Origin of the sequence: Sphingobium bisphenolivorans, assembly GCF_000412635.1 — a bacterium.
Lineage (GTDB): Bacteria > Pseudomonadota > Alphaproteobacteria > Sphingomonadales > Sphingomonadaceae > Sphingobium > Sphingobium bisphenolivorans.
This window is the reverse complement of record NZ_ASTG01000005.1, coordinates 246888-265756: the sequence shown is the minus strand read 5'-3', so window position 1 is coordinate 265756 and position 18869 is coordinate 246888. Positions and strand designations below refer to the sequence as shown.

21 protein-coding genes are annotated in these 18869 nt (G+C 54.0%); 3 read left to right on the top strand and 18 right to left on the bottom strand.

Translation table 11 applies throughout. The features are described 5' to 3' along the window. Positions 1-20: 20 nt before the first annotated feature. The 4 genes from L858_RS0105495 to L858_RS0105485 form a co-directional block, all read right to left on the bottom strand. Positions 21-2099, bottom strand: a complete 2079-nt coding sequence (locus L858_RS0105495) for a phage tail protein (RefSeq protein WP_152639776.1) — start codon at positions 2097-2099, stop codon at positions 21-23. A gap of 390 nt (positions 2100-2489) precedes the next feature. Then, a complete protein-coding gene (locus L858_RS21610; RefSeq protein ID WP_152639775.1) occupies positions 2490-2921 on the bottom strand; it encodes a DUF6950 family protein in 432 nt (143 codons plus the stop codon). Then, the gene (locus tag L858_RS0105490) at positions 2918-3538 is read right to left on the bottom strand and encodes a hypothetical protein (protein ID WP_152639774.1); all 621 of its coding nucleotides are present in this window, start codon (positions 3536-3538) and stop codon (positions 2918-2920) included. The genes L858_RS21610 and L858_RS0105490 overlap by 4 nt, the downstream gene beginning before the upstream one ends. Before the next feature lie 9 nt (positions 3539-3547). Then, the gene (locus L858_RS0105485) at positions 3548-4150 is read right to left on the bottom strand and encodes a hypothetical protein (RefSeq protein WP_152639773.1); all 603 of its coding nucleotides are present in this window, start codon (positions 4148-4150) and stop codon (positions 3548-3550) included. A 73-nt stretch (positions 4151-4223) separates the two neighbouring features. On the opposite strand from L858_RS0105485, the gene L858_RS0105480 reads away from it, so the two are divergent. Next, the gene (locus L858_RS0105480) at positions 4224-4694 is read left to right on the top strand and encodes a hypothetical protein (protein ID WP_022682142.1); all 471 of its coding nucleotides are present in this window, start codon (positions 4224-4226) and stop codon (positions 4692-4694) included. 3 nt (positions 4695-4697) lie between these two features. Here the strand turns inward: L858_RS0105480 and L858_RS0105475 are convergent, their stop codons facing one another. The 8 genes from L858_RS0105475 to L858_RS19705 all read right to left on the bottom strand — a co-directional run bounded on the left by L858_RS0105475 (position 4698) and on the right by L858_RS19705 (position 10037). Beyond that, complete coding sequence (locus L858_RS0105475) at positions 4698-7055, bottom strand: hypothetical protein (RefSeq protein ID WP_152639772.1); 2358 nt, start codon at positions 7053-7055, stop codon at positions 4698-4700. 29 nt (positions 7056-7084) lie between these two features. Continuing rightward, positions 7085-7423: a phage tail assembly protein T gene (locus L858_RS19720; RefSeq protein ID WP_022682140.1), complete on the bottom strand. Its 339-nt coding sequence runs from the start codon at positions 7421-7423 to the stop codon at positions 7085-7087. Further along, positions 7423-7818 carry a hypothetical protein gene (locus L858_RS0105465; protein ID WP_028055844.1) on the bottom strand — a complete coding sequence of 132 codons (396 nt, stop codon included), beginning with the start codon at positions 7816-7818 and terminating at the stop codon, positions 7423-7425. Before L858_RS0105465 ends, L858_RS19720 begins: the two co-directional genes overlap by 1 nt. Beyond that, complete coding sequence (locus L858_RS0105460; protein WP_022682138.1) at positions 7818-8228, bottom strand: phage tail tube protein; 411 nt, start codon at positions 8226-8228, stop codon at positions 7818-7820. The genes L858_RS0105465 and L858_RS0105460 overlap by 1 nt, the downstream gene beginning before the upstream one ends. Positions 8229-8313: 85 nt before the next feature. Continuing rightward, positions 8314-8679, bottom strand: coding sequence for a tail completion protein gp17 (gene gp17, locus L858_RS19715; RefSeq protein WP_022682137.1), 366 nt, complete (start codon positions 8677-8679; stop codon positions 8314-8316). Positions 8680-8681: 2 nt separating this feature from the next. Further along, complete coding sequence (locus tag L858_RS0105450) at positions 8682-9146, bottom strand: HK97-gp10 family putative phage morphogenesis protein (protein ID WP_081643299.1); 465 nt, start codon at positions 9144-9146, stop codon at positions 8682-8684. 34 nt (positions 9147-9180) lie between these two features. Further along, positions 9181-9504, bottom strand: coding sequence for a phage head closure protein (locus L858_RS21930; RefSeq protein ID WP_022682135.1), 324 nt, complete (start codon positions 9502-9504; stop codon positions 9181-9183). Continuing rightward, positions 9501-10037: a head-tail connector protein gene (locus L858_RS19705; protein WP_022682134.1), complete on the bottom strand. Its 537-nt coding sequence runs from the start codon at positions 10035-10037 to the stop codon at positions 9501-9503. The genes L858_RS21930 and L858_RS19705 overlap by 4 nt, the downstream gene beginning before the upstream one ends. An 83-nt stretch (positions 10038-10120) precedes the next feature. Between L858_RS19705 and L858_RS21205 the strand changes: the two genes are divergently transcribed. Then, the gene (locus tag L858_RS21205) at positions 10121-11794 is read left to right on the top strand and encodes an ATP-dependent nuclease (RefSeq protein ID WP_081643298.1); all 1674 of its coding nucleotides are present in this window, start codon (positions 10121-10123) and stop codon (positions 11792-11794) included. A gap of 63 nt (positions 11795-11857) precedes the next feature. On the opposite strand, the gene L858_RS19700 is transcribed toward L858_RS21205, so the two are convergent. The 5 genes from L858_RS19700 to L858_RS0105410 form a co-directional block, all read right to left on the bottom strand. Beyond that, complete coding sequence (locus L858_RS19700; protein ID WP_274518594.1) at positions 11858-13108, bottom strand: phage major capsid protein; 1251 nt, start codon at positions 13106-13108, stop codon at positions 11858-11860. 113 nt (positions 13109-13221) lie between these two features. After that, on the bottom strand, positions 13222-13902 hold the full coding sequence (locus tag L858_RS19695; protein ID WP_051132600.1) for an HK97 family phage prohead protease: 681 nt from the start codon (positions 13900-13902) through the stop codon (positions 13222-13224). Next, positions 13889-15130, bottom strand: a complete 1242-nt coding sequence (locus tag L858_RS19690) for a phage portal protein (RefSeq protein ID WP_022682129.1) — start codon at positions 15128-15130, stop codon at positions 13889-13891. The genes L858_RS19695 and L858_RS19690 overlap by 14 nt, the downstream gene beginning before the upstream one ends. Positions 15131-15187: 57 nt before the next feature. After that, positions 15188-16858, bottom strand: a complete 1671-nt coding sequence (locus L858_RS19685) for a terminase large subunit (RefSeq protein ID WP_022682128.1) — start codon at positions 16856-16858, stop codon at positions 15188-15190. 3 nt (positions 16859-16861) lie between these two features. Further along, positions 16862-17269 (bottom strand): hypothetical protein, encoded by a 408-nt coding sequence (locus tag L858_RS0105410; RefSeq protein ID WP_022682127.1) that lies wholly within the window; start codon positions 17267-17269, stop codon positions 16862-16864. Between the two features lie 52 nt (positions 17270-17321). Between L858_RS0105410 and L858_RS0105405 the strand changes: the two genes are divergently transcribed. Continuing rightward, complete coding sequence (locus tag L858_RS0105405; protein WP_028055841.1) at positions 17322-18032, top strand: Abi-alpha family protein; 711 nt, start codon at positions 17322-17324, stop codon at positions 18030-18032. A gap of 120 nt (positions 18033-18152) precedes the next feature. On the opposite strand, the gene L858_RS22530 is transcribed toward L858_RS0105405, so the two are convergent. Further along, complete coding sequence (locus L858_RS22530; protein WP_022682125.1) at positions 18153-18449, bottom strand: HNH endonuclease; 297 nt, start codon at positions 18447-18449, stop codon at positions 18153-18155. Positions 18450-18869 lie beyond the last annotated feature (420 nt).

Here is an 18869-nt window from a genome sequence, read left to right as displayed (position 1 = left end):
TTCTGCTGATCTCCCGATATTTATGTGATGTTGCCATCGGTGTCTGACGGAAAGGCGACATACTCGTTTGTCAAGTAGCCCAAGATAGTTGATGCGTTGGTGTCTCTTGCGCTGATGACTTCTGTAGTCGTCCAGTTTCCCCATTTGCCGCTGAACATAAGGTATCGCGCTCTGATGATGTGATTGACCCCACCAGCCATAGCCATGAAGGTGAACGCTTCTGCCTCGTGATTGAAGCGGTCAGTAGCCGTTTGCCAATTTTCATCATTTTGCGCGCGATATTCTATTTGGATCGCTTGAACGCCATCATCGGGTGCAACCCATGTCACATCAATCTGACTGACAAGAGCGCCATTGCTGTTGGTGATCGTTCGGGTGGTTGATAGCAGTGCCTCAACGGGAATGCTCTCGTTGGGATTGTAAGCAGGAACTTTGACGACGGCCGGCAAGGGCTTCGTTTCATCGTCGTCCCACGCATAAATCTGCGCGTCTTCCTCTTGAAGCGTCATGTTGAAGGTGAGATCGACAGTTTCTGCTTGGCTGATGACGCGGAAGAGTTTGCCGTTCCATCCAAGCTCAGGAATGACCATCCTGACCAATGACCCCACCTGAACCATAAAGGCCTTGGGGCCGAAGATAGAACTAAACGTCGCCGTGTAGCGGTTCCTGACGAGGTTCTGCTTCGCAATGCGCTGCGCTTGCTCGAAGCGAGTGACGGCGGCGAAATCCAGCACCATTGGGCGCGGTATGCCGTCATCAAGTGGGGCAATTTCGATCTGCCCCCAGTCGTTCAGCTGATAGAGGTTTTCTGGATCGGGGAAGCGCCCACGTGCCAAGCTGAACGTGTCTTTGAGGGACGCGTTGTCAGGCGTGTAACTGTATTGCCCGATCAGATCGTCTGGCGTGAAGGTGATCGTAGGGCCGTCGAGGTCATCATAGCCAGCGATCAGCTGATACATGCCAGCCGTGTCGACCAGCTTGGCTGTCCCCATCGCGGCAGAGATGACGTTGATATTGGCTTCGTGCGTATCCGCCGTGGTCAGCAGGCAATCGCAGTAGAAACGCTGAACCGTTCCACTACTCGTGATGACTGGCTCTTCGCACATGTTCGCGTAAGTGATGAAGTTGCCGAGGTCGATACGGTCGACGGGAACGCCCATGCCCCAAGCTAGACGGCCATTGATCCTCCATCCGATCAGATAGGCAAGCAAGCACAGCGCGGGGTTGCGGCCAATGTCCTTACCGCCATCAACGAAGGACCATGTTTCCTGATTGCTCGCCCTGTGACTGCCGATCCCTCCAGCAGTGCTATCAAGGCGCGGGTCATAAACTGGGCATCCATCAACGACTGTGGTAATGCGAGTTGGCAGGCCGTCTGGATATATGTCCGTATCCAGCTTGAAGATCATTTTGAGATGCGCGCAGCCCGTGAACGTGGCAGTGTCCTTCCAGTAGTTGCCGCTGCCGAACTCTTCTGCGTTGTCTGTGCTGCCTTCTTTGATCGCGCCAATAAGAAGGCCGTTATCATCCTTGTATCGACCGACTGTGATATTGCTTGAGTATGAAAGTTCGTCCTCAAGATAGACTTGACGAACGTTGTGAATACGATGGCTGGCAAGTGCGACAACCCTGTGTAGGTAAGTGCCCTTCTTGAAGATGCTTACAGCTAAGGTTTGGCCCTTAAAAGGGCTATTCGCGTTGGCTTCGATCCTATCATGTAGGTAGGTCCAACCACTCCGCTTCAACTTCTCGTGGAAACGTTCATCTGCGCCTGCTGCTGTTCGGCCAAATACGATCTTGCGCGGAGCAGTTGGGTCGGTGGTGATGTTATAGCTCAGACCTGAACCAAACATCTTTGGTTTGCCCATGATCAGCCGCGATGCGAGCGACATGCCAAGCCCGACGATGACACCCGCTACCACTTTAGCCGCGATTGCTGCTGCGCTCGTTCCTGCGGCTGCTAATGCGGATGACGCTGTCGCGCCTGCTGCTACAGTTCCGCCAAACGCGCTAAAGAGTGCTGGAGCGAGATAGCTGAACGCTACCACGGCAACTACCGCAAGAGCGATAACGGCGACGAACTTAACAATTTTGCCCACTTCAATACCCCACTTGTTGTGAGGTATTTATTTGTAGGTGCCTTAGTAGGGGGATGGGGCTTAACTCATGTTGATACCAGACATCGCCGATCTCAACTCAGCGCGGTAGGTCAACGAGTGGGCATGTTAACAGCAATGAAACTACGTATTTTGGGATCGAAGCGTATTCCCATGCTTTATAGCCGCTCATCATCGGGGACGGTAATCGACATGGAAAGTACAGCCGATCGCGAGCGCTTAGAATGCGCGCTCAAGCGGAATTTAGATATGAAGGCACGGTCGAGAAACCCCAGTTCAGCGGCAGTGCATGACGCTTGGATCAGGTTTTACGGGACGATTATTCAACATCACCCGATTAAGCGATGATTAGGACGGGATCATCTTTGCCAGTCAGCCGATGCGCCAGCAAGCATCGCAATCAATTGAAGGCCAAGGGGCAAGCCCAACGTCTTCTAGAAAATAGCTGAAACGTCCGACGCAAACACCTAGATAGAAGCGACCGTTCGCTTGTCTGCCAACGATGTCCCCGCGCCTGGCCTGAGAAGCATGAACACTCTCGCCAAGTCGGTCAGACACGCAATCGTAGAATGACTTATAGCCATTTTCGATCAGCCACCTTCCGGCTTCCTTCCAACTGGTATATTTGCCTGCGAAGTCGGCTGTAATGTCTACTCCAGTTTGCGCCCTGATTGCTCCACAGATGAACGTCGCGCAGTCGTGGCTATCAGGCTTTGTTGCGCCCCAATCAAACCGATAATCACTTACGCGGTCGATGTAGGTGGATAGGGCGTCTGGCCAATGAGAGAGGCGTTCGAAGGTCATTTCAATCCTGTTGCTAAGCGGCCAGGCACACGGGGATCGTTCGCGATGCTTACGGCATAGGCTTGGCTTGTATCGTCGGGGTCAAAGAGCGGCTGGTCGAGATAGGTCGATGCGCTCGCATTGGTGATCGACGCAGAATGGCTCTCGATTGTAAGTGTAAAGAGGCGCTGCTGGCCGTCGTAAGTCAGGGACAGCTTATCCATTATCCCGCTACGAACGCGCCTAAATGACCAGATCGCTGGAGTGGTCGCATCGGGTGGTGTGATCATCAGTGCGCGCCAGAGGATCGCCTTGCGGCCCTTATATTCGCTGCTGTCGAGGGATGCGCCAATGAGCGCGTCAGGCGTAGTTTGGGGCACAGCGAGTGCGAAAGAAAGTTCATCCGATCCCTGATACGAGAAGGAGTTTTCGCCGATCTGGATCGGGACGCCCTCAGCAATCGGTTCAAATGTTTTGTTGTCCAGGTATATGTCGCCGCTGCCCATCGGCGTGATCGCCGTCCAGCCGGTCCAGAGGTGAACCGGGTCAGATTTGAAATCTAGGAAGCCGATTATGGCTGTGCGGATACCCTCCGCTTCAAGCGCTGCCAGCCATTCGGCAGTCATACCATCACGCATGTTACCTCCTTACAACTTCTGGACGCACTTGAGCGGGCGCAGGTAGATGACCTCTGCATCCTTGCTCTGGCCGTTCACGCCTTCGCTAGTAGCGATACGCAGTTCCACCTTCGGTGCCGCGAATTCTACGGCTGTGTTGGCGGCAAAGTTCTTCCTCAGCGCGGGCTGAAACTCGATGATCGCCACTCCACTAGTTGCGGAGGATGGCACGACGGTGATCTGATGGAGCGAGTTGTTGATGCTAAAATAATCGCCGACCTCAAGCCCGGTCGCCTCGCTGCCGGTCCAGCCTTTTACCGCGATGCTGTTGCTTTCGGCGAAGCCTGCGCTGTTGAGGGATTTGCCGAAGATCGGCTTGCCGCTGCCATGGGGCTGATACAAAAAGCTGCCCATAGCGCCATTCAACGACAGCACCCAAGCGATGTGCTGCTTGGCCTTGATGCTGTCATGTGGCTGATTTGGGAAGGATAGCTGAACCTGCCACTGCGAGAAGTTATTCACGACCGTAGCATGGCCAGTGAACGGTGATTGAGCCACGCCCTGATTGTTTAGTAGCTCAATATCTTCTGTTGATGGAGTTATTGGTGGTGCGCCAATCGGGTACGTAGTCATATTGCCTCTCGCGTTTTAATTATTTAGTGAGCAAGCAGGCTTTGCTGGGTTGTAGCAAACAGGGGGATTTCAGATGAAGTTGGGCTTAATTGTGCTGCCGATGCTGATGGCAATATCGGCGTGCGACAGCGCGAAAGTGGAAAAAGAATCACAAACACTACAGCTTCAAAACGAAAATTCGTCAAAAGCCGTTCTCCCTTCGGAGCCCGAAAAGCTCGCGAATGGAAGCGCGACAGTCTCAAACGAGGGCACTGAGCGGTTTTCGTGTTTAGGACTGAGAAGCGGCGAGTATGATACTGACATAGAAATTTCAGATATAATACCGAGTGGCGATCATATGGGACCAGTCGGCAAGTATATGGTTACTGGCACGGGCGATTTTCATGGTGCGGCTGGGTTGGTGAGATTGTCGGGCGATGAGTATGAATTCATCGACGGGAAGCTAGGCGACCTGAATGCTAAGATACAGCCATCTTCTCAGGGGTTTTACGACATCGCAATCGGCGATACTCTCGCTCAGTGCGATAAGGAGGGTTCTGACTAAGCGTCACAGCCTCGGTCTGCTGAGCTTATTCATCGTATGCTCCGTTGCTTGAGCCTTGATCGAGGGCAGTGCTTCGACGATGCCCTGCAGGACCAGTTCCTTTGTCCGGGCTTCGTTCTGGCTCTCACGCGCATCGACATTGATCGTCAGTCCGCCAGCATTGCCGGTGATCCCAGACAGCACGTTGTTGGGCAGAACTTTTGTGCCACCGCTCAGATAGGCGAGTTCGGGACCGCGCTCTCCGACCAGCTTCCAACCAGAGGACGAAACGTGACCGCCATTAGCGTGAGCGCCCATGAAATCATTGTAAGCACCGCCCATTACGATGTCGCCACCACCAGCAGAGCCGCCACCAATGCCGATGCCCGACAGCGCACCGCTCAACAGCCCACCCAATGGCTTGATGAAAGCCTGCTGGATGATGATCTCCGCGATGCTGGCGAGGATTTGCTTCGCGACGCCTTCGAAGACATCGCCAAAGCTCTTCGCGTTCACGATTGCGTCGGCAAGTCCGCTGCTGATGCTTTCCAAGCCGTGCGCTGCAATGCCTTCTAGGCTTTCCTGAACCTGTGCAGCGCTATCAGGCAGGCTGTCCAAATAGCTTTCGAGCGGTCCCATGGTGTTCTTGACCACTGACTGCGACATCGCGCCATATTTGCTATCCAGATTGTCCAGCCTGCGTTGTGCTGTTGCGCGCTCTTCTGGCGATGCCTTGCTTGTTGCGGACAGGACAGCTTCTAGTTCCATCTTCTCGCGCTTCTTCGCCAGTTCAAGACTGCGGAGTTCGATGTCACGCTTTTCGCGAGCCGTCTTTGCCAACTCACCCGTGATGCCTAGCATTTCCAGCTGATCAGATAGTTCAGCATCCTTGCGCTTCAGCAGTTCCTCTTCAATGCGCGAGGCTTCCTCGTTGTTGATCTGGTCCTTGTGCGCCAGCGCGATCTTCTCTTCCATCTGAATGAGGTTCTTCGCCTCTTCCTCAGTGTAGCGGCCACTCTGGTTCTGCTGCGTCTTAACTTCGTCTAGAATTTCCTTCTTGCGGTCGGCAAGTTCCTTCTCGATGGCTTCACGTTCACGCGCATAGCCTTCCGCGTAGTTGCCTCGATCAATATATGATGCGCGAGCAAGTTCGGCATCGGCACGGGAAAGGTCTTTCTCATATGCCGCGCGGCGTTCGGCTTCCTTCTGCGCCAGTTCCGCTGCTGATGGACCGCTCGGCTTAGATGACGAGCCGGTGGGTTTTGGAGTAGGGAGATCGCCTTTCGGCAAGGCACCTGCTCTGGACGCGGCAACAGCCTGATTGAGCAATCCAACTTGGCGCTGCCATTCCTTGAGATGCTGTTGCGTATCACGCCTGACGGTTCCAGCTACGCCAAGATCGGTAGAGCCTGCGCCCTTGGCATTGTAGTAGGCGGCCCTTGCTTCGTGCATCTTCTTCTGGCGGAAACGAATGTCCATGTTGCTGTCCTGCATGGCCTGGTCCATCTTTCCGCCGAGCAGAAAGCCCCCGACAGCGCCGATTGCTGCGCCTGGCTGCCCAGCTGCCATACCACCGGCCATTGCGACCATGATAGACATCGCAACCCTTGGGTTCTGTTGCCAGAACTTCATCAACTCCGATGTCACGCTCGAAATGCCGCTGGCGAAGCCCGCGATCGCGCTGGCGTTGGCCGAAATATTCGCGGCCATTTGCGCGCTCAGGATCATCTTCATGGTATCAAGCTGATCGTTCGCCTGACCGGCATTGCGGATGATGCCCTCTTCGAGAACGATGCCGAGATCGCGAGCAGCCCTAGCTTGTAGTTCCAGACCTTCCGAGCCAGCAGCAAGTGTCTGTGTCAGAGTGCCTGCCTTCTTACCGAACAGGTCCATGGTCGCGGACATTTGCTTGGTGGGATTGTCCAGCTTCTTGATGCCGTCAGCTGCCTGCTTGACCGCCTTATCAACATCACGGGTGGTAATGCCGTATTCTTTCAGCTTCTTGATCGCTGCATCGTTGCCATTGGCAGCATCACCAACAGTCTTTGCGAACTTTTCCAATCCGGCGTCAGCAGTTTCGAAATCCGAACCCGCCATCTGAGCCGCATATCGGAATTCCTGAATCATCTTTGTGGAAACGCCGGTTCGATCCGACATATCAGCGATTGCGTCGCTGAAATCGAGCGCGCCCTGTGTCAGCTGTGTCATGATGTCGACAGTTACGGCAGCAGCCAGCCCCCTGACAGCCGTACTAGCCATGCCCATCGAGCCTTGAATGATGCGGCTTGTTTTGGTGCTTTCATCAGCGGCCTTTTTCATGCCGCTCATGAATGAAGCGCTCTCTAGTGATAGGCTGGCGTAAAGACTGCCGAACTGTGCCATGACATTTCTCCGTAGGAACTACGGAGTATTTATTGAGGGGCTTTTTTGTTCTGGCGTTCTGTGTAGGCTGCAAAGAAGCCCTTGATCTTTACGTGGAGGTTCGCGTCGGTTTGTGGTTCGACCTTTTCTTCCTCTGGCCAACGCTGATAGAATTTAGGAACAGTCGTGCCTTGTTTGCTGTTCGCCATGTAGAAGAGCGTCATCGCATTAGCGGAGCGTTCGTCCTCAACGGGACAGCCCCAAGGTTCTAGCCCATAGTAAGCCATCCATGTTGTCATCTCTGACATCGGCATAGAGGCTATATCTGATAAGGTTTTGCCCAGAGCGAGTGCTAAGCGACATGCAAACAGTCGCTCTGGGTTATCCATCAGCCTTTTTTTTCGGCCTCAATGTCCTTGGTGATCGCTCCTGAATAGGCCATGCTCAGCATGCCGAGATAAATCTGCTGGACCTGAGCATATGGCAGCTTTTTCAACTCGGGAATGTCATCGAGCGAGAACATGAGATCGCCATTCTCATCCACGACGCTGAATACCATGCCCACAAGAGCCTCATCCAACAGTTCGACCTCAGAATTGTTCTCTGGGTCTTTGTTGTAAGCAGCTACTGCTTTGGCGTTGTCCTGCAATGTGGTCGTGAAAGCCACGCGACGTTCGACGTTGAACTGCTCCAGTCGAACTGTCGCATCCCATTCAGGCACGAACAGTTCGGTGGAACGTGGCTTCTGCGAAAGCAGGAAGGACTTTGAAGCCAATTTAGCCATTAGCTTACCGTCACTGCGCCAGAGATTTCGATGGTTGCCGAGCCAGTTAGCTTGCTGTCAACGCCGCCAGAAAGAGACTTGCTCAGCACATAGCCCGAGAAAGCGTAAGTGGTGCTGTCAGTGTCATTGAGGGTTAGCTTAAAGTTCTTCAACGCGCGGGAAGCCTTTGCTGCTTCGAGCGCGACCTGACCGGCATCGTCTGGAATGACGTTGAAGTTGATGGATACCTGACCGAAATCCTGTAAGCCCATCAGCTTTTCTTTAGCAGTGCTGTCTAGGCTGGTTGTGTCGATGACAGACGCAGAGCCGCTGAATGCGGAGAAGTCGTTGATCTTTGCGATAGGGGTGAAAACGCCAGTAGCGGTTTCAATTGCTAGGACGGTGCCCTGAGTTTCGATGGCAGTTGTCATTATGTTTTAGCCTCCAAAAGTTGGCAGCTCGCCTCTCAGGGCTTGCTTCCGACTATTTATTGTTTGGAGACTTTGGCTGACTGGCTCAGGCAGTGATGAAATGCGCGTCCACTTCAACGATCATGCGGAACAACTTTGGATCGCCGGATAGATCGGAGGCGTCGAACTCGTTCTCAATCCTGATGTAGATGATTGGCGCAGTGGCATATTGAGATAGGCCGGTTACAACGTCGTCGGCAATGTTCTTCGCTGCCTTCAAGCTGGTCGCGTAAACATCGACGCGATATGATGCGATCGCCAGACCAGTTGGCCCGTCAACAGCTAGATCGCGCTGAGTTCCGGTTCTCTGATACACGACGAAAGGCGCAACAGCGGTTTCAGGCGCGAGAACCGGATAAACCTTAGTGGTTCCTGTCTGCGCGCTGAGTGCTGAGTAGAAAGAGGCATCCATGTTCAGCGCCTCCCATATTTTTTGACGAGGCGATCAATGGATGCACCCAATGATGCCCTGACTTTCTCCAGAACTACGGGTGCAGCATCGTTAAAGGCGGGCTTTGCAAACGGCCTAGCGATCATCTTGACGGTTCCATATTCAAGAAAGCGCGCCCAGAATGCTGAGCTGAATGTCACAATAGCTACGACATTGAACGCCTTCTTGGCGCGACCCATCTTAACTTTGATGTTGTCGCGGGCATGGCCGTAATCGACCGTGACGCTTTCGCCGCTCTTGTTCTTGTAAGTGCGCGAAGTGTCATCATCGCCAACGGGAGTAGCCGCTTTCACATGATCGGATAGGGCTTTCGCACCAGCACGAATAGCGGACTTACCTGCTCTTGTTGCCAGTTCTGGTCCTAGCTGTTCCAAACCCCTCTTGAGTTCGTCCCAGCCTTTCATCTCCATGCGAATTCTATCAGCCATTTTTATGTTCTCGTTGTTGGCGTCAGGTATTTAGTCAGGCTGTCATGCTGCGAACCATCAGAAAGAGACCTTGGCCGTCCTCGAAGTCCTCAAGGCCGGTGATCGCGTAAGTGACGCCTTTGTGCTGGACGGTCATTTGCGTGGTGATGTCGTCGCGATGGCGAATGAGGAACTTTGCCTCTGCCTGCGCGACCTGACCTGCTGCGCGGCTAATATCCTTCGCGGTCAGCTGCCATTTGGCGGCCCAAACCGTCGCCACTTCTAGTGGAGCGCCTTCGATCACCTCGCCAATGTCGTTCGTCATGGCGCTGATAGTGGTAAGGATCGTGATGCGATGTCGCAAAGCCCCGGCGTTCACAGGCCGCCCACACGATATGGGTTGAGCAGGTTGCGGAACGTCGCGTCTGCTGTGTTTTGGCCTTCGCGACCCGCGTAGGACGAGCCAACATGCACGGAAATTGCCTGCTTGATCGCTGTTGGGATCTCGGCTGCGTCGGCGTATCCGGCCTCGCATGTAACGACGAGTGCGCGATTGCCCCTGATCTGCCCTGAGAACGTCACTACAGCACCAGTGTCGCGCAGCAGCACCCAGTAGCTATCGGGATCGGAGAGGGGCTCTTTGACGCCCTCTGCATCCATAAGCTCAACATCGCTAATAGCGATGACCGGTGCCGTCGGGATCAGAAATCGTTTGTCGCCCTCATCGAAGGCATATTCAACCGTGGCAGGCACGATCGAGCGATTTGTGTAATTTTCGGCAGCTTCCTGTGCTGCGCGGATCAGGCTTTCAACCAGAGCATCGTCAGCGTCTTCGTCAATGCGGCACCATTGCTTCGCCTCCTCCACGGAAAGGGCGATAAAATTGGGGTCGCGGCTTATCGTTGTTTTCATCTGGAACCTCCCCGATATTTATGCTTGTGAAGGGCTGGCCGCAGGTGCCACGACGAGATGATAGTTATCGCTAAAGGGAAGTTATGCAGATCGAGAAAATTCGAGTGAGAAATTTCAAGCGGGTTTCTGACTTGACGCTCGAACTCGGTGATCTGACCTACTTGGTGGGAGGTAACAACAGCGGCAAGAGTAGTGTGCTTCAAGCCGTTCATATGGCAGTTAGTTGCGCTCAGAGATCGGCAGAACTCCAACAAGTTGTTATAGCTGAATCCATGTTGAGGTATTGTCCGACAGGTGAGTTTCAGCGCCTGGGAAATTCTGGACCTTACGAGAACCGGAAAGATGGCTCGCGCGGGACGGTTGATCTTTCGGGAAAGACATCTGACGGGGCAGATGCCAGCTACAAAGTTGAGATTTACAAAGCAAGAAATCATCATAATGTCGGAGTCGAGCGAACTGGTGTTTACACTGGTTTTGGGCAGTATATTTGCGATCCTCAAACATTGTTTAGTGTTTATGTGCCGGGACTTGCTGGCATACCCCATAATGAGGAACTGCAAAGCTATGCTTCGGTTTTCCAGAAGGCCGCCGGCGGCGAGGCTAACTTGGTGTTTCGCAATATCGTCAGGTTGATCCGCGAAAAAGGGTTGCTGCAAGAGTTGGAAGACCTCTTGTTTGATGTGGTCGGACCTTGCAAGTTCAAAGCGGACTATGATAGCGAACGAGAGCGATACGTTGACTTGCAAGTCTCGTTCAAAGAAGGTGCTCCTGAAGATAGCTTCGTGCCGATGGACCTGTCGGGAACTGGTGTGATTCAAATCACACAGATATTTGCATACGTCATATTATTTCGACCGAAAGTGCTTCTGGTTGATGAGCCTGACAGTCATCTTCACCCTTCTCGGCAGGCGCTGCTCTCTACGGCGTTCACAAAAATAGTGTCGCGCTACAAGTGTAAAGTGATCGTTTCGACCCACAGTCGTCATCTTGTTAGTTCTGCACCACCTGAAACGCGATTGGTTTGGCTACGCGAAGGGCGTGTCGAAAAGCATGACGAAAAGGGCGGACTCACATCAATGCTGCTTGATTTAGGCGCTCTTGATCAAATCGATTCCAAAGGCGCAGATTACCTCATCTGCACAGAAGATGCTGGAAAGAAGAATTTGGAAAAGTGCGTAAAGGCGCTTGGAAAGAACATCAATGTCAAGGTGATATCATATAACGGCGTGAGCAATGCAGCGTCGGCAGCGGTCATCAAAGAAATGGCAGCCATGTTCCACAACCAGCCCGAGATCATCATTCACCGCGACCGGGATTTCCTTACAGATACGGAAGTTGATCGTTGGGCGGAACCCTATGAGAAGTTGGGCCTCTCCATATTCTGTCCAGTGCTGCCTGACATAGAAAGCTACTATGTCACTGAAGAACATGTGACAAAAATATACGAAAAAGTTGATCCAAAGGATGTTAGTCTTGCAGTTGCTCAGGCAAATGATGCTGTCGAGGCTGAAATGCGTCGTAAGTTTAAAGATAAACGCCAGCAGGCGAATTTGCACTTTTGGCGCGATGGTGGAAGCCCCCGCACCGAAGATTTGTGGGACAAGGACGCGCCAATGAAGGAGGAGTTTACGCTCGGCAAGCTGTTGCTGCCGCACGTAAATTCTAAGATCCGAGAGATTGCGCCCACAGGGAAAGACCTGTTCAAGGTTCCAAGCTCTAGGCTTGTTGACGAATTGGCGAGGTTTTTGAAATTATGATGGGAAGGTAGCCCGGTCATCTTGACCGGGCTTTCCACTGTGCGAGTTCGTCTCGCGGATCGCTTACGAGGCGGCGATCTTGAGCAGCTTGACCGCCTCACTGTTACCGACAATGCCGCCGAAACGCTTGGAAGTCTTGATCGCAATGTAGGCGTCGTAGCTGTATGGATCGCGTAGCATCGACGTGCCAACCAGATCATACACACGGTAAGCCTGCTTGAGGTCGCCGAACATCAGCGGCACATTGCCTGCGCTGATTGCCTGTAGGTCTTCAACGCCGTCAACGACAGGATAGCCGAGGAAGGTCGATGGCTGACCTGCGACGAGCGACTGAACCCAAAGCGGATTACCGTTTGCGTCCTTGAGCTTGCGGAGTTCACCAGCCATCTGGCGGGTTGCATACCACTTCGCGTTAGCGCGGTAGATTGGGTTCAGGGCGGTTACGATGTCCTGATACTTGTCCGCGTAGGTGTTTGCAGCTGGCAGAGCAGCGGCCTGACCCGACGCGATATACTGGATGGAACCGAATGCGCGGGTGGCGTCGCCGGTCGCAACAGCGGTGTGCTGAAGGATGCCCTTTGGCTGACCAGTGCCCGAACCGTTGATGATGGCTGCGCCAACATCCTTTCCGAACTTTACGCCAACGCGCTCGGTTACGTAGCCTTCAAGATCGAAATAGGCGTCGTTCAGAGCGTAGTGGGAGATCAGCGGCTTGGCGAACAGGGTGCCGAACGGAACGGCGACTTCCGCGAACGAAGGAGTCGCGGTTTCAGCATACATGCCGTTGGTTCCGGTTTCATTGACCCAGCTGGAGCCAGTGCCGCCGAGATCGACATGAATTTTAACGTCTGGAGTGCCGGTCTGCTGGACATTCACTTCGCCGAGGACAGGCGATACGTCGATTGCGAGCTGGATCAGGTTCTTGTCGAACTCTTCTGGAACCAGATAGCCACCGGCTGCGCCAATCGCGCCAGCGTCAGCACCAGTCTGAGTGGTTACAGCGCGGGTGTTGAGGCCGGTTTGTAGATAATTGCGGAGTTCCAGACCCCAATTGCTCTTGGTGATGATCGCGGGTGCGCCAATGCGCCCCGACTTGACCGAGAAGCTCTTCTGTTCTTCAGCAACGCTATCAACGGTCTCCTCAACATCGGAGACGGTGGAAGTTAGAGATTCAACGGCGGTGGAAAGAGTGGCAATCTTTTCGCCTACTTCAGTAATGCGAGCGTCGTAGGTGGACTTGAACTCTTCCAGTGCCGCTACGACCGCATCTGTCTTATCAGTTTCATCTGACATATTATGTTCTCTCCTGTTAATAGGATTATGTTTTTGTTCTGTGACCTATTGACAGGATCGCCCCTGTAGCGGCTCACTTGAGCAAGCCGTTGCTTGCTTCTCCTCATATTTATAAAGTTGAAGGGGTGAGGTTTTTACTTGCCGAGAAGTCTATTCAGGCGAGCGTTGAACTCATTCATCTCTGCGCGCTTGCGCTCCTGCTCGGCGAGATATCTCTTGCTCTCGAACTGACTTGCGATTGTCTCGGCTTCTTTGCGTGACAAGCCGCGATCACGAAGCAAGCGTTCAAGATCGCGGATGCTCATGTCATCAATGTTGGATTTGATGTCTGAGACGAGCGCGCTGGAGTTGGCTGGGCAATTCACGACGCTGACTTCAACAAGGTCTGCTTCTGAGATTGTGCGGCGGTAATTGTCCGACTTGGCGGCCATTTCCCAAACGACGGGGTAGAAGCCAATCGACAAGCCTTTAATCAAACCAGCCTTAAGTGCCTTGTATGTGTCGATACCGTCAGTGCTGTCGAGCAGTTCGCCGGTCATCTTCAGTCCGTAGTCATCCTCTTCAACTGATGTCCACTGGCCGATGGGCAAGCGATCTGCGGCATGATTCAGGAACATGAACGGCATAGAGCCATTGTCGATGTGTCTCTGAATACTGCTGGCAAAGGAGCCCTTCGCCATGATGTCGCCGTAACTATCGACATTGCCGAAAACCGATCCATAACCGCTAAAAGTCATGGTCTTTGTTTCGGTCTCGGCTTCGACGGCCAGTTTGCACTCGATCCCCAGTAGGGACTTCTTCTCAGTTGTTAGCATCGGGGTCATCCTGTGTTTCATCATTCGGTGCAGGAGTCTGCGGACCGAACAAATTAGCTGCTGGGGTGAGTTGATCCGCTTTCGGATCATCGCTGCGAGGCAGGTCTTCTTTCTCGCGGATTTCGTTGATCGTCATCGCGCCCATTGCGCGCATCGCGTTGAAGTAGGCCACGCGGTCAGCGGTGCTGGCTTCCATAAGAGCGCGGCTGTCTAGCTTGATGTAGAGGCCCGCCTTCTTCTCTTGAGGCGTGAGCAGTGCCTTTCGAGCCGATTGCTCGAAGCGTTCATACCAAGGCATCAATGTGTGGGCGATGTGCGCTAACAGAAGCTGTTCGACCGAGTTGTAGGATGTTGCGCCGGGCTGCATGACCATGATCGGCAGCACACGAAAGGCGCGGCAAAGCTCCTCGATCTGGAACCTGCGGCTTTCGATCCACTGCGCGTCATTGGCGCTGGAAGCCATAGCCTGCCACGTTAGACCGCCGTCGAGCAGCGCGGTCTTATGTGCGTTACCGACGCCGCCATGCTGTTCCTGCCACGCCTTTTTCAGCGCGACTTTCTGCTCAATGGTCAGGGTAGCGGGGGAAGTCAGAATGCCGCTGGGGCGAGCACCGTTCTTGAACAGGTTCGCGCCATATTGTTCGGAAGCCAATGCGAGGCCGATTGCTTCGCGCGCCAGCTTGGTCGCATTCAGGCCGACTACGCCATCCCAGCTTGGCCCTTTGATGTGCCACATTTCGCTCGCGGGAACGTCAATAGGGCCGTGCTTCGTGGCTACGCGATAGAATACTGTATAGTCGTCTAGCTGAACAGGCGTGACGCTCTTCGGGACAAAAGCGTAAAGTTCCTGAGGTGTGCCGAGAGCATCGCGATTGATGAACGCGTATCCATTGCCGGTTAGAACAGCATGGATAGCCAACTGTTCGCGAAACTCATAAGAGGTCTGCCATTCATTCGGCTCGCTCCGCAACAGATCGTAAAGTGGGTGACCTTTTGCATCTTCGCCCCGGCGTCCATCTCCGCTCTTCAGGAGTTTGAAGGGAACCTGAGCAATGCCATCAGCGATAACTCTCACGATACAGAGTACGGCGCTTGAGTAGAGTGCTTGTTCATCAATTGGATTGATGACCGATCCTTCACCTGCCGCAATCGCGGCTGCGATTTCATCTAGCGAACGGCGGCGGATAGGGTTGAGAGATTTAAGATCAAATCCAAATATTTTCGCCATGTATGTTTCTGCCCGTCTCCTTAGTAGAGGTATTTATGCGGCGGGCAGTTCGGCGATTTAGAAGAACTCAATGCCGGGAATGATGAGTTCGGGTTCATTCATCTTCATTGCATAAGCCATGAGCGCGGCAACAATGCCGTCGATCTTAAGGTGATGCTGCTTGTCTGGCTTGTTGGGGAATAGATGATTGGCTGAGTTTGGCCTGATGCTCACATTGCCAGCCATCCAGTTCATGCAGGCATTGTCGGAATGGCGCAGCTTGTTGTCTGCGATCAGTGCTTCAAACTCCAACATGACCGGATTATAGTTGCCAATGTTCTGCGCGAACTTCCTGACTTCAATGTTGGGATGCTGATCCTGAATCTCTTGCGCGAACTGGTGGCCCTGCCATGGGTCATAGGCCACGCCCTTGATCTGGAATTGTGCTGCTAGTTTCTCGAACTGCTCCTTGATCGCCGCAAAGTCCGTCGCGTTGCCGGGTGTCAGGATGATGTGACCGCTGCTGGCCCAGCTGCGATAGGCGTCGGCGTTCTTGCTGCCCTGCACCGCGCCTTCGGGCAGGAAGAAGAAGGGGAAGAAATATGGCGTCTGGCCGTCCATGACGCATAGGGCGAGCGCCGATATGTCGGTCTGGGTGGAAACGTCATAGGCTGCGAATGCAGGCTTGCCGGTGAGTTCGGCCAGCGTCTTGTCAGAAGAGCAAGCGGCCCATGCGCGCTGATCCAGCCATCCGCTGGTGCTGTTTTCCCAAACATTGAGGTGCTTGGTGAGCAGCGCAGCCTTCTTGGCCGGTTTGTTGAGAGCTTCCTCATACTGGTTGCGGAGGTAATTTTCCTGAATGCTGACGCCGTAATTGGGATTGGCCTTTTTCCAGACCTCGAAATCCGTCCAGTCGTCCTCCTTGTCGATGGTGAAGATCGCCGCGAACAGCGTCGGGGTGGTCACGATGCCCGCCAGGACATTCTCTGCATCGACCTGTAGCTGGCGACATGGACCGGCGACGTTGAAGCCCGCCGTGGTGATGGTGAGCAGCAAGGGCTGGGTGCGCGACCCCATGCCCGTTTTCATCGTGTCGTATTGTTCGCTGCTGTCGTTCTCGTGCGCCTCGTCCAAGATCGCGCAATGCGGGTTCGAGCCATCACCGGGCTTGCCGATCATCGAACGGATGAACGATCCCGTGCCGGGGCTGAATATCGACTTGGCATGAACCTCGATGCCAGCTGCCTCCACTAATTGTGGAGAGCGCAGCACCATCTGACGAGCCGGTTCAAAGCAGGCGTCGGCCTGATCCTTGCTGTTCGCACCGATCCAGACTTCCGCACCTGCCTCCTTGTCGAGGAAGGCCATGTAGGTTGCGATGCCAGCGGCGAATGTGGACTTGCCGTTCTTACGCGGGATGAGCAGCAAAGCCTCTGTGACTTTGCGAAGCTGGGTATCAGGGTGGACGAAACCGAAGATCCCGGCCAGCACCCATACCTGCCACGGCTCCAGCCTGATCGTCTCGCGCTTGCTGGCCCACTGGCCCTTGCTGTGGGGAAGAAGCTGGATGAAATTGCAGACGCGCTCGACGGCCTTGGGCTTGAACTCCCATTCGTCGCCGTCAATGTCATCGAGAAAACGTTGGCAGGCTTGCTGGATTTGCTGACAGGCCGGGGCTGAGCCAGACGCTACCTGCTCTGCATATTCTACGGCCTTGCGCGAAAACGGCCCATCGCCCTCAAGCCACATGGGTTATTCACCGAGCAGGCTCGCGAAGGGATTGGACTGATCGGGTTCGGCTACCTTACCGCGCTGCGCTCGCGATGGCGCGCCGCCGATGCCTAATAGCTCTCGCTGCTTCCTGAGTTCGACAAGCTGATTGCCCTTCGGCACTTCGCCTGTCCTGAATGCCTCACGGACAATGGCAGCAAGGCAGCAATAGTCGGCAAACAGGCTGCTATCGAGGGCCGATGTTCCACTCTGAGTGACGCGATCCAGTTCCTCATGCCACACAGCTTGCGCTTCGGCACTGAGGTAATCCGGCATGACGGGCGGCGCTGCGCTCGTCGGGATGATGATGTTGGGATCGTCACGACATGGACGATAGGAGCCGACAGCCTGCTTCTCTTCGATGCTTTTCTTCTTGGGTCCGCGCTTCATTGAGGTATTTAGCAGACCTAAAGATCAATCAAGGCGAGCAGGAACATAGAGCGTGGGGATCGATCCAAAGACAATCATGGCACCGGTCGCGGCAGCAGCGAGACCAATTGCGAATACGCTCAGCGACACTTGGCAGGCCGTAATTGGGGACCGCGTAGCGGCTTGGCGGATAGCCAATGCTGCGAAACTTCAGGAGAAGCTTAATGCTGAACTGAAGCGCAGGGGACTGGAACTGAAGGCGGGCCTCATCCCCGAACGATATGCGTTTGACTGGTTCGAAGAGGCCACAAAACAGGACGAGCCAGAAATTCAGGAACTCTTTGCGCGGCTGCTCGCCAACACCGCCACTGGTGATCCAGATTCGGCAGACCGTCGCCACTTAGAAATCGTGTCCCGACTTGTGCCGCTTGACGCTAAGGTGATGAACTTATTTTATAATGGTGATGTGGCGAAATATGATCTGGCCAAGGATGGAGAGATAATAGAAATCACGATCGAAGAGTGGAAATTATACAGGACGCTTAAGGAACAGCATGGAGAAAAGGCGTGGCAATCAGTCGAGCACCTTCTTGCCCTCGGGGTGCTGGACAAGCGGACGTTCATTTCTCCAGACGCCGTAGCTCGCGTCTTCGGTAATTATCAGACTGATACGTCCTCCGGTGTGATATTCCCATCATACGGAGGAGGTGATGAACTGGAAGTCACAGTCGAAATCGTCTCGACCTTTACTGGCCTGTCATTAAGGAAGGCTCTGCTCGCCTGATCCTCCGAATTGGACCCCGAACTGTTTAATTCGCACTGGCATCTTTTGTGTTGGGGCGTTGTTGCTATATGGGGTTACTCTCACAAAAATAACCCCCCCCTTGCATAAAGGCGATGAGGACTAGAGCAGGCTAAAGCGTCGCCTGTTCTCTTCTGCCGTCTTGGCCGCATGGCATGGACCGCATAAGCTCTGCGTATTCTCGTAAACGTCCTTGCCGCCGTCTGCCCTTGGCATAATGTGGTCCACCTGCGTCGCGGGTGTGATGTGTCCATCTTGCTGACATGCTCGGCATAACGGCTCTTCCGCCAATCGTCTGCCCCTTACCTTCCGCCAGTTATAATCATAGACATACTGATCGGCTCTGACGGGCTTTAGTTTTTTCCCACCATGGGAAAAGTTCTGCGGGGTGAAGGGCACGGCGCTGCCTCTGCTTGTTGTTGCTCCATGTAGTTATCGCGCCTGCTTCTCTGCTAGATTATCCCGGTGGGAGTAGATGCTCCTTTGTTAGCTGTTAGGTTGCTTAATCCTGTAACGATAAGGATCAGCCGGTCCACCATTACCATGTCGTTCGACCTGCTGCATCGCGAGCAGTTCAAGAAGGCACCGATTTAGATCACGATCGCGCCCACGCGAGGGGCTCACAGCCTCTTCGATTTCGATCTCAGTGATTTCTGGGTGCTGCCGGATTGCAGCCAATACGCGATCACGGACCGAAACACCTGGGCCAGATGGCAACTCCATTACGTCCCTCCTTTTTTAGATCGATAATCCTGACAGCTTCCTCCTGTTGCCACAAGCTCGTTGTCCTGTTCTCCATCATGTCAACGCCAAAGAGTG